The sequence below is a fragment of the Shimia sp. Alg240-R146 genome, assembly GCF_947331465.1.
GTDB lineage: Bacteria > Pseudomonadota > Alphaproteobacteria > Rhodobacterales > Rhodobacteraceae > Shimia.
The window spans coordinates 640,088-649,912 of the sequence record NZ_CAMZOK010000001.1 but is presented as its reverse complement, the minus strand read 5'-3'; the positions used below and the strand labels follow the sequence as shown (position 1 = coordinate 649,912).

At 57.9% G+C, this 9,825-nt stretch carries 9 protein-coding genes; 5 read left to right on the top strand and 4 right to left on the bottom strand.

Annotated features, from left to right (window positions below; all coding sequences use genetic code 11):
- Positions 1–2: 2 nt before the first annotated feature.
- Positions 3–587, top strand: coding sequence for a DUF1285 domain-containing protein (locus tag PG871_RS03055; protein ID WP_270725817.1), 585 nt, complete (start codon positions 3–5; stop codon positions 585–587).
- On the opposite strand, the gene PG871_RS03050 is transcribed toward PG871_RS03055, so the two are convergent.
- Positions 584–1,111: a cysteine dioxygenase gene (locus PG871_RS03050; RefSeq protein ID WP_270725816.1), complete on the bottom strand. Its 528-nt coding sequence runs from the start codon at positions 1,109–1,111 to the stop codon at positions 584–586. The two genes, PG871_RS03055 and PG871_RS03050, sit on opposite strands and share 4 nt — an antisense overlap.
- A gap of 185 nt (positions 1,112–1,296) precedes the next feature.
- On the opposite strand from PG871_RS03050, the gene PG871_RS03045 reads away from it, so the two are divergent.
- Positions 1,297–2,064 carry a hydroxypyruvate isomerase family protein gene (locus PG871_RS03045; RefSeq protein ID WP_270725813.1) on the top strand — a complete coding sequence of 256 codons (768 nt, stop codon included), beginning with the start codon at positions 1,297–1,299 and terminating at the stop codon, positions 2,062–2,064.
- A gap of 4 nt (positions 2,065–2,068) precedes the next feature.
- Here PG871_RS03045 and polA read toward each other — a convergent pair whose 3' ends face one another.
- Positions 2,069–4,864: a DNA polymerase I gene (polA, locus tag PG871_RS03040; protein ID WP_270725811.1), complete on the bottom strand. Its 2,796-nt coding sequence runs from the start codon at positions 4,862–4,864 to the stop codon at positions 2,069–2,071.
- 316 nt (positions 4,865–5,180) lie between these two features.
- Between polA and PG871_RS03035 the strand changes: the two genes are divergently transcribed.
- Both PG871_RS03035 and PG871_RS03030 read left to right on the top strand, forming a co-directional pair.
- The gene (locus PG871_RS03035) at positions 5,181–6,236 is read left to right on the top strand and encodes a saccharopine dehydrogenase (RefSeq protein ID WP_270725810.1); all 1,056 of its coding nucleotides are present in this window, start codon (positions 5,181–5,183) and stop codon (positions 6,234–6,236) included.
- 13 nt (positions 6,237–6,249) lie between these two features.
- Positions 6,250–7,392: a saccharopine dehydrogenase C-terminal domain-containing protein gene (locus PG871_RS03030; RefSeq protein WP_270725807.1), complete on the top strand. Its 1,143-nt coding sequence runs from the start codon at positions 6,250–6,252 to the stop codon at positions 7,390–7,392.
- A gap of 56 nt (positions 7,393–7,448) precedes the next feature.
- Here the strand turns inward: PG871_RS03030 and PG871_RS03025 are convergent, their stop codons facing one another.
- Positions 7,449–8,042, bottom strand: a complete 594-nt coding sequence (locus PG871_RS03025) for an NAD(P)H-dependent oxidoreductase (protein ID WP_270725806.1) — start codon at positions 8,040–8,042, stop codon at positions 7,449–7,451.
- A gap of 104 nt (positions 8,043–8,146) precedes the next feature.
- On the opposite strand from PG871_RS03025, the gene PG871_RS03020 reads away from it, so the two are divergent.
- A complete protein-coding gene (locus PG871_RS03020) occupies positions 8,147–8,725 on the top strand; it encodes a TetR/AcrR family transcriptional regulator (RefSeq protein WP_270725804.1) in 579 nt (192 codons plus the stop codon).
- Here the strand turns inward: PG871_RS03020 and PG871_RS03015 are convergent.
- Positions 8,722–9,768: a Hint domain-containing protein gene (locus PG871_RS03015; protein WP_270725802.1), complete on the bottom strand. Its 1,047-nt coding sequence runs from the start codon at positions 9,766–9,768 to the stop codon at positions 8,722–8,724. The genes PG871_RS03020 and PG871_RS03015 overlap by 4 nt on opposite strands.
- Between the last annotated feature and the right edge of the window lie 57 nt (positions 9,769–9,825).

Below are 9,825 nucleotides of genomic sequence, written 5' to 3'. Positions count from 1 at the left end.
CAATGAGCGCACAATTTCCCGTGAAACCCTCGGTAAATGATCTTGCAGCCACCGCGACCGCAGCGGTGAAACAGCGTGGACCGGCGCCGGTGCACCTGTGGAACCCGCCTTTTTGCGGCAATATCGACATGCGAATTGCCCGTGACGGCACGTGGTATCACGAAGGCGGCCCGATCAACCGCCTTCCCATGGTTAAACTCTTCAGCTCAATTTTGCGCAAAGACGGTGACGCCTACTTTTTGGTCACGCCCGTCGAGAAAGTCGGCATCATTGTCGAAGACGCGCCCTTCGTGGCGCAGGACTTCACTGTCGCGGGCAGTGGCGCAGACCAAACCCTGACCTTTGAAACCCACATTGGTGAAACCGCCACTGCAGGGCCGGACAATCCGATCCGCGTGGACATCAACGGCGAAGACCCCGCGCCTTATGTCACGATCCGCGCCAATCTTGAGGCCAAGATTGACCGCAAGACTTTCTACCGGATGGTTGAGTTGGGCGAGGAACAAACGATAGAGGGCACCGATTGGTTCGGCGTGCGCTCTTCTGGCGTCTTCTTCCCGATGATCCCGGCTTCAGACCTCACTTAATCGTCTGCAACCAGCCGTAAGTAATTCTCATCGGTAAAGCGCAGCGCAGCGCCATCGCTTAGGTCAAACAAAGAACGATCTACCTTGGTCAATGCGCCAAGATAGACGTGAATGCCACAACATGGCTCCTGACTGGCGCAGCCTACGGCGTGAATGGCGCTTGGCCCAATCTGGAAAACATCGCCTGCGCCCAGCCTGACTTCGCTGCTTTTCTGCAGGCCGCCGTCTGCGCCGCGCTCATAAAAATCGTTTCGCTCTGCACCGCGATACACCGCAATCGTTGCGAGCATCTTGTGATCGTGCGGCGGCACGGTCTTGCCCGGTTGAAACCGGCAATGCCAGATCGACACGGTCTCGTCCTCAAACAGGATCACGTCATCGTCTTCAAACGTCGGAAGCGCGTCGCCAAACGCCACAGGATCGGCCACGGCCTCCTCCAACAGCGCCTTGATTTCTGCCCGCGCTGTCTCGGATTTAGCCGCCCCACGCAACTGCGCCACCAATTCGCTCACCGTGTCCGTCACCGTCGCGCACCCATTCTCAGCCTTTTCCAGAACCTTGCAGCCTTTTACGCCCCCGGCAAGTGCTGCCGCACGTCCCGTCGGTCAGACGTCGTATTGGCAAATTTTGGCAAAAACTGAATGCAAGCGCACTCGGCCTTTGACAGGTCGGATTTCCCTGAGCTATTAACAACTTAGGAGATTAACCAGTGCCTAATTTTGCCGCCAATTTGACAATGCTCTTTCAGGAGCTGCCGGAGCTAGACCGATTTGACGCCGCCAGCGCCGCTGGATTCGGCGCGGTCGAAATGCTCTTTCCTTATGATATTCCCGCGCCGCAAATTCAGTCCGCTCTGCTGCGCAATGCTCTGTCGCTCGAATTGATCAACTGCCCGCCGCCCAATTACACTGGTGGCCCACGCGGTTTTGCCGCCGTGCCCGAATGCCAGGACCGGTTTCGCCATGACTTCAAACGCGCGCTGCGCTACGCAGAAACGCTCGGTGCGCGGCTCTTACACATCATGGCAGGTCCAGCCAGCGGCCCCGATGCCCGCCGCACATTCGTTGAAAATCTGCTTTGGGCCAGCGACATCGCACAAAAACAGAAACTGACCATCGAGCCGATCAACGACATCGACATGCCCGGGTATTTTCTCAACGATTTTGACCTCGCCGCCGAAATTCTTGACGAGGTCGCCGCCCCGAACTTGGCGCTGCAGTTTGACACTTACCACGCCCACAAAATCCACGGCGACGTTGCTGCGTGCTGGGCCAAACACGGCCATCGGGTTGGACACATTCAAATCGGCGGCATTCCCGACCGCCACGAACCCGCTGGTGGCCCGTTTGATTTTCCGGCGTTCTTCAAGATGCTGGACGCCACCGGCTACGACGGCGCCGTCAGCGCAGAGTACGTCCCCTCTGGTCGCACAACCGAAAGCGGCCTCGGGTGGTTAAAGCTACGACCGGTCACCTAGGCGCTTAATGCGCCTCGGCCCAATTCGCACCCTGCCCCGCATCCACAATCAACGGCACGTCCAGCTTTACTGCCGGCTCTGCCGCGCCCTGCATTATGTCGCGCGCCACAGCGATGGTTTCGTCAACCGCAGCATCCTCAACTTCAAAGATCAATTCATCATGCACCTGTAGCAACATCTTGGCCGGCAGGTCCTTGATCGCATCAGGCATCCGCACCATCGCGCGGCGGATGATGTCGGCCGCAGTGCCTTGGATCGGCGCATTGATCGCCGCTCGATACGCAAAGCTCGCACGCGGTCCCTTGGCGTTGATCTCCGGCGTGTGGATTTTGCGACCAAACAGCGTCTGCACATAACCGTGCTCTTTGGCAAAGGCTTTGGTGTCGTCCATATAGGTCCGAATGCCCGGGAAGCGCTCGAAATAGCGGTTGATGAAATCCTGCGCGTCCCCCCGCGGGATGCGCAAATTCCGCGCCAAACCAAAGCCCGAGATGCCGTAAATCACACCAAAGTTGATCGCCTTGGCGCGGCTTCGGACCTCGCTGGTCATCTCTTCCATCGGCACGCCAAACACCTCGGATGCGGTCATGGCGTGAATGTCTTGCCCGTCGCGAAACGCGGCTTTCAGCGCGTCAATTTCCGCTATGTGCGCCAAGATCCGCAACTCAACCTGTGAATAGTCAAGCGAGATCAGCGTCTTGCCCTCATCCGCCACAAAGGCCTCGCGAATGCGTCGCCCTTCTTCCGAGCGCACCGGAATGTTTTGCAAGTTCGGATCAGCAGAGGCCAAACGTCCCGTGTTTGCGCCAGTCTGCACATACGATGTATGCACACGACCCGTGTCCGCGTTGATATGGGTCTGCAACGCGTCGGTATAGGTCGACTTAAGCTTGCTCATCTGACGCCAATCCAGCACCAGCCCGGGCAAGCTGTGTTCGGTCGCCAGATCCTCAAGCACATCAACCCCCGTGGCATAGGCCCCGGTTTTGCCTTTCTTGCCGCCCGGCAACGCCATCTCGTCAAACAGGATCTCGCCAAGCTGTTTCGGACTGCCAACGTTGAACGACCGTCCGGCGGCCTCGTGAATGTCCGCTTCCAATTCGGCCATCTTCTGCGCAAACGCATTGGACATCCGGCTCAGCGTGTCACGGTCCACCTTAATGCCATGCCGTTCCATCTGCGCCAACACCGGCACCAAAGGCCGTTCCAGCGTTTCATAGACCGTTGTTACTTGTTTCTGGTGCAGCTTTGGCTTGAACATCTTCCACAAACGCAAGGTAACATCCGCATCTTCGGCGGCATATTTCACGGCGTCTTCTATTGGCACCTTGTCGAAAGTGATCGCACTTTTGCCAGTACCCAAAAGCGTCTTGATCGAGATCGGCTGATGCCCAAGATAACGCTCTGACAGCGCGTCCATCCCGTGATTGTGCTCACCGGCATGCAGCGCATAGCTCAGCAGCATCGTGTCATCCACCGACGCGACGGCGATGTTATAGTTGGCAAATACCTTGCAATCGTATTTCGCGTTCTGGAAAATCTTCAGAACGGACGCGTCCTCAAGCATCGGCTGCAAGGCATCCAGTACCTCTTGCAAAGGCATCTGCCCCGCCTGCAACTCATCCCCGCCAAACAGATCGTCGCTGGCACCTTTTTTGTGGCCCACAGGGATGTAGCACGCCTCGCCCGGCTCAACGCTCAGACAGATGCCCGCCAACTCCGCTACCATCTCGTTCAGCGAATTGGTTTCCGTGTCCACCGCCACATAGCCGCGCTTCATGATCTGCGCGACCCAGCGGTCCAACGCTGCGCGGTCCTGTACCCATTCGTATTTTGCAGCATCAATCGGCACGGATTCTTCTTCTGCAATCACAGATGCTTGCGCCACAGGCTCAGCGATCACCGGCGCGTCCACGCCCAGCTTGTCAGCCGCGCGCTTGGCCAAAGTGCGGAATTCCATCTCGGCTAGGAAACCCAACAGCGTGTCGGCATCGGCGTCTTGCACCTCAAGATCATCGATCGTGAAATCCAGCTCCATGCCTTCATCCAGCTGCACCAGCTTTTTGGACAACTCGATCTGCGCGCGATTGTCGATCAACGACTGTCGCCGCTTGGGTTGCTTGATTTCTTCGGCGCGGTCCAGAAGGCTTTCCAGATCACCGTATTCGTTGATCAACAAAGCGGCGGTCTTGATCCCGATGCCCGGCGCGCCAGGTACGTTGTCGACACTGTCACCGGCGAGCGCTTGCACATCGACAACCCGCTCCGGTCCGACGCCAAATTTTTCATGCACCCCATCGCGGTCAATGCGCTTGTTTTTCATCGCATCCAGCATCTCGACACCGTCACCAACAAGCTGCATCAGGTCTTTGTCGGAACTGATGATCGTGCACCGCCCACCGGCCTCACGCGCCTGCACGGCAAGCGTGGCGATGATGTCATCCGCTTCAAAGCCTTCGACCTCTTTACAGGCGATGTTAAACGCGCGTGTTGCATCTCGTGTCAGTGGGAACTGCGGCACCAGATCCTCAGGCGCTGGCGGGCGGTTGGCCTTGTATCGATCATACATCTCGTTGCGAAACGACTTGCCGGAATAGTCAAAGATCACGGCCACATGCGTCGGCGCGTCGGGGCCGGCGTTGTCTTCGACATAGCGCTGCAACATATTGCAAAACCCGGCGACTGCACCGATGGGCAAACCATCGGATTTGCGCGTCAAAGGCGGCAACGCGTGATACGCCCGAAAGATAAAGGCCGATCCATCGATCAGATGCAGGTGACATCCTTTGCCAAAACTCATGACGCGCTCCTTGTTCTACTTTTTTCAGTTGTGCCATGCGCCCACCCTCACCGCCACCCGGAAAGTGCGGGAAGGGGCGCTGCCCCTGACACATCATTGATGTGTCCACCCCGGGGTATTTTTGACCAGAAAGAAGCCGCTTCACGCCCAAACACACCCCTTCTTTTTGGTGACAAATATCCAATCAGGCTCAGCGCAGCTGAGCCATGCCCAACCGAAGGCGCCTTGTCGCAGACAAGCTGACGACGGGCGGGAGGCCCTTGCCAAGCATGGGCGAGGCTGATCTATGACTCTGCGGAAATTGAGGGGACTGAGGATGACACATCTTTGGGTGCGGGCCGAGCAGCGGCCAAACGAGGAACGGGTGGGACTGACCCCAAAAGGCGCCAGGGCGCTTTTGGACAAAGGCATCCGCGTCACAGTTGAGGAAAGCTCGGTGCGCGCGATCCCATTGCAGGGTTACATCGATGCAGGCTGCGAAATCGCATCCGAAAACAGCTGGCCGGACGCGCCACGCGACGCCATCATTTTCGGGCTCAAAGAGCTTCCCGAAGACGGCTCCGCTTTGCCGCATCGCCACATCATGTTTGGCCACGCTTTCAAAGGTCAGCACTCCGGCGTCGCGCTTCTGAAACGCTTCAAGGCGGGCGGCGGCACGCTTTTTGATCTTGAATACCTTGTGAACGAAACCGGCCGCCGTGTTGCGGCCTTTGGCTATTGGGCCGGCTATGCCGGCGCGGCCGTCACGCTCAAAAGCTGGGCCGCCCAGCAACGCGGCGAGATCTGCGGCCCCGTCGGTGTGTATGCTGGCAAAGACGCTTTGTTGTCGGACCTGAATGCTGAACTTGATGCGCTGGCAACCGACCGACCTTCCGCAATTGTCATCGGCGCCTTGGGCCGCGTTGGAACCGGCGCTGCGGATCTGCTGGAGGCGATGGGCTGCAGCGTGACCAAATGGGATATGGCGGAAACTGCAACTGGCGGTCCTTTCCCGCAAATCCTCACCCATGATCTGTTCCTGAACTGTATCTTCGCCCGTCCCGGCACGCCTGTGTTCGTGCCCAAAGACGCACTCGCGGCGGACCGTACGCTCACCGCGATTGGCGATGTGGCCTGCGATCCCGACAGCGACTACAATCCGGTGCCGGTCTATGACCGCGCCACCACTTGGGACGCGCCAGCCCTGCGCGTTGCAGACGCCCCGGTTCTGGACGTCATGGCCATCGACAATCTGCCGTCGATGCTGCCCGTTGAGAGCTCCGAGGATTATGCCGCACAGCTGCTTGATACGCTTTTGACACTTGATGATCTGTCAGGCGGCGTTTGGACGCGCGCCGAGGCGGATTTCATAACCCATTCCAAAGACCTCTGAGGGGAGAGAAAACATGACCATTCATTGGTGTGGCACCGGCCTGTCGGCCATTCCCGGCCTGCGCCGCCTGCTCGAACAAGGCCGCTCTGTCACCGTCTGGAACCGGACAATCGAGAAGGCCCAAGAGGCCGTCGGCGATCTGGCCTCCGACATTCGCGCCTTTGACATCGACGCCCTTGGCGCGGCGCTTGAGGCCGACGACGTTGTTGTGTCGATGCTGCCCGGTGACTGGCACGTGCCGCTGGCCGAACTTTGCGTCACTAAGGGCGCCAACTTTGTCAGCTCATCCTACATAGCGCCGGAAATGAAGGCGCTGGATGCCAAAGCCAAAGCCGCCGGTATCGCTTGCGTCAACGAAGTTGGCCTTGACCCCGGCATCGATCACCTGATGGCCCATGCATTGATCGCCGACTATCGTGCCTCCGATGCCTATGCGAACGACAACACCCTGAGCTTCAAAAGCTATTGCGGCGGCGTGCCCAAAGTGGCCAACCCGTTCCGATACAAATTCAGCTGGTCGCCTCTGGGTGTGCTCAAGGCATTGCGCTCGCCATCCCGCTCGATCCGTGACGGCAAACCGTTGGATGTGAACCGTCCGTGGGACGCTATCTCCAGCTATCAGGCGCCGCTCCAAACGCCGGAAACTTTTGAGGTTTACCCAAACCGCGACAGCATTCCCTTCATGGAAGACTACAAGTTCGACTCTGATTGGACCGTGAAAGAATTTGTGCGCGGCACCCTGCGTTTGAACGGCTGGACCGAAGCCTGGGGCGACGTCTTCCGCGAAATCGAAACCCTGACCGGCCCCGAAGGCGACGCGCGCCTGAAAGAGATGTCGGACCAGTTCTGGAACGAGAATTCTTACGACGAAGGCGAGCCTGACCGTGTGATCCTTTGCGTTGGGCTGAAGGCCGAAAAAGACGGCACCGAAGTCTATCACAAAACCTACGCGATGGACGCATGGGGCGACGAGCGCGGCACCGCGATGGCGCGACTGGTGTCCATTCCTGTGTCGCTGGCAATTGAATCGGTTCTGGACGGCAAAATTGCCCCCGGCGTTCACGCCGCTCCGTCCGAGCCTGCGTTGTTCAATGACTGGCTAGACCACATCGCCACCTTGGCGCAGCATATGCAGATCGTCGATCACACCGCCTGATCACATCCAACGAGAAGGGGCCTGATGCACATGCGTCAGGCCCCTTTCTTTTGCGCTCAGGATGCCTGAGCACCTGCCTTTGCCGCCTGCTTGATCCAGCGATCAACCCGACCTGGTTTTGGATGGCTGGCGCCGTTGAACTGCGTGACTTTCACCGGCTTGATCCCGACAAACTCCAGAATTTGCTGCCGGATCTGCACAATCATCGCGTTGCGGTAAAACAGCCGAAAGAACCATCCGGGCGTGTCTGACAACAACAGAACCCGCCCTGTACGTCCCGTCAAAAGCGGCGCAGGCAAGCCCAGCTTAGTCGTATTGCGCGTGTCAAACGTGCGTCCAGGCAGCAAGGCCCGATCAAACAGACCTTTAAGCTTGGCGGGCAACCCGCCCCACCACATCGGTGTCGCCACGACGACGTGCTCGGACCACTCAATATCGGCCAGCACCGCCTCAAGATCCGGCTCAAGCGGTTTTTGGTTCACATAGCCGCCAAAGCCATAGTCCGGATCGAACTCCAGATCATGCAGGTTCACGACCCGTACATCGTGCCCTGATTTACGCGCCGCATCCGCGTAACTTTGCGCCACGCTGCCGGTCAGACTTTCCGCCGCCGGATGCCCGTTCAATACAAAAATGCGTTTCCCAGTCATAACGATTCCCTCCTAAAATGACCACGGTCAATTTAAATGCACACAAAAATGACCGCGGTCAATATCTAATTTGACCACGGTCAAAATTCATGCCAAAACAGGCCATGGCCCGCGCAATTCAACAACGCACCTTAAAAACCCGCGCCAAGCTTTTGGACGCGGCCAATTCCGTTATTGCCGACAACGGTTACGAGGCCCTGCGCGTCGAAGAGGTCGTGCTGCGCGCCGGTGTCGCCAAAGGCACGTTCTTTGCCCATTTCAAAGACAAAGACGCGCTGATGGATCAGCTGATCGGCGCGGAAATTGATCGCCATCTCGACCTAATCGAGGCGCAAGACGTGCCCAAAACCATCAACGAGATGGCCGCGGCCTTTATGCCGCTGGTCACGTTCATGAGCTGTGAACGCTACGTGTTTGACGTGATTCTGCGCCACTCCGGCGCTGCAGCAAATGCCGAAGTAGGCCCCATCGCCATGACATTCGGCCGTCAGGCCGAGGTCACAGCCGCTTGGCTTGCCGACATGCCATTTCGCAAGGATATCTCCGCGGACCTGCAAGCCGAAGGTGTGCAAGCTTTTGTTGTTCAAGCGATTTCTTTGGTGTTCTGCGCGTTGCACAATGCCGTAGACCCACAAGAACGCCTCGCGATCTACCTGCGGGCCTGGCTGACACCCAACGCCTAGGCGGCTTGCGCGACGAGATCACGAAACACCGGCTCTCCCGCAACCATTCTGGCCCAAATTCGGGCTTCATGTGACTTCAGGTCCGGCAATGCCGTTCCCTGAAATTGGGCCAACAGGTCGGGACGTTCCGACATCAACCGAGACACTTGCGCTCGCGCGTGCGGCGCCATTGTCTGCATCGCTTGCGTGCCCAAGAAAAGGCTCTCTGCTTCGGCCCCATTGGCAATCAGAATCTCGTGTCCATCCAACAGCAAATGCACGTAAGTCACGCCATGCCGCCAGGACAGATCAGGCAAGCCCGGTGCGGGTGCGATATGTCCGGCATGGGCAAAAGCTTCCGATGTGCCGGACATCATTTCGACCTGCCAGCCCCGCAACACAATGCGATGTTGTTGGGACACCCAAAGATCACGATGCGGGAGCCCCCCGCCGAGGCTATGTGCCTCAATACACACGGGGCGCAACGCAGGTTTTCGGACCAATTCACCAAAGCTGAACCGGCTATGCACCGCCATCAGAATGCGTTTGCTTCGCCCATCCGCCAGCATCACGCGATCACCTGCTTGCAACATCTCGATCGGTTTGGCACCAAACGGCGTGTCAATCAAAGTGCCCGCGACAAAACACACCGGCAGATCATCGGGGTGCCGATCCACGTCGTCGAGTTTGAATTTCTTGTGGCCAAACTCGTTCATGTCGTCTTCGCTGGCATCGACGTCCGGCAAAAACATAAAACGGGTTTCATCGCCGGGTTCGGGATAATCCAGAATGGTGATCATCGCCACTTCTGCATCGTCAAACTCATCCGGTACGTTGCGCCCGTCGTCCAACTCTGCAGTCATCTCAAAAACAAATTCGTATTCGACACCATCGATCACAACTTTGGTATTGGGATCTGGCTCGCCACCATTGTCCTCAAGCACGAGATTTCCATCAGGCCCGTCTTTGACAAACGTGATTTCGACCGCGTCCTCGTCGGTGAGATCCACATATCTGTTCTGCCCGTTTTTTTGATCTTCTCGCGCCCAAAAACTGATCGACATACCTCTGCCCCTTTAAAATAACCCCACAACCACGAAGCCTTGCACGCGAACACGCCC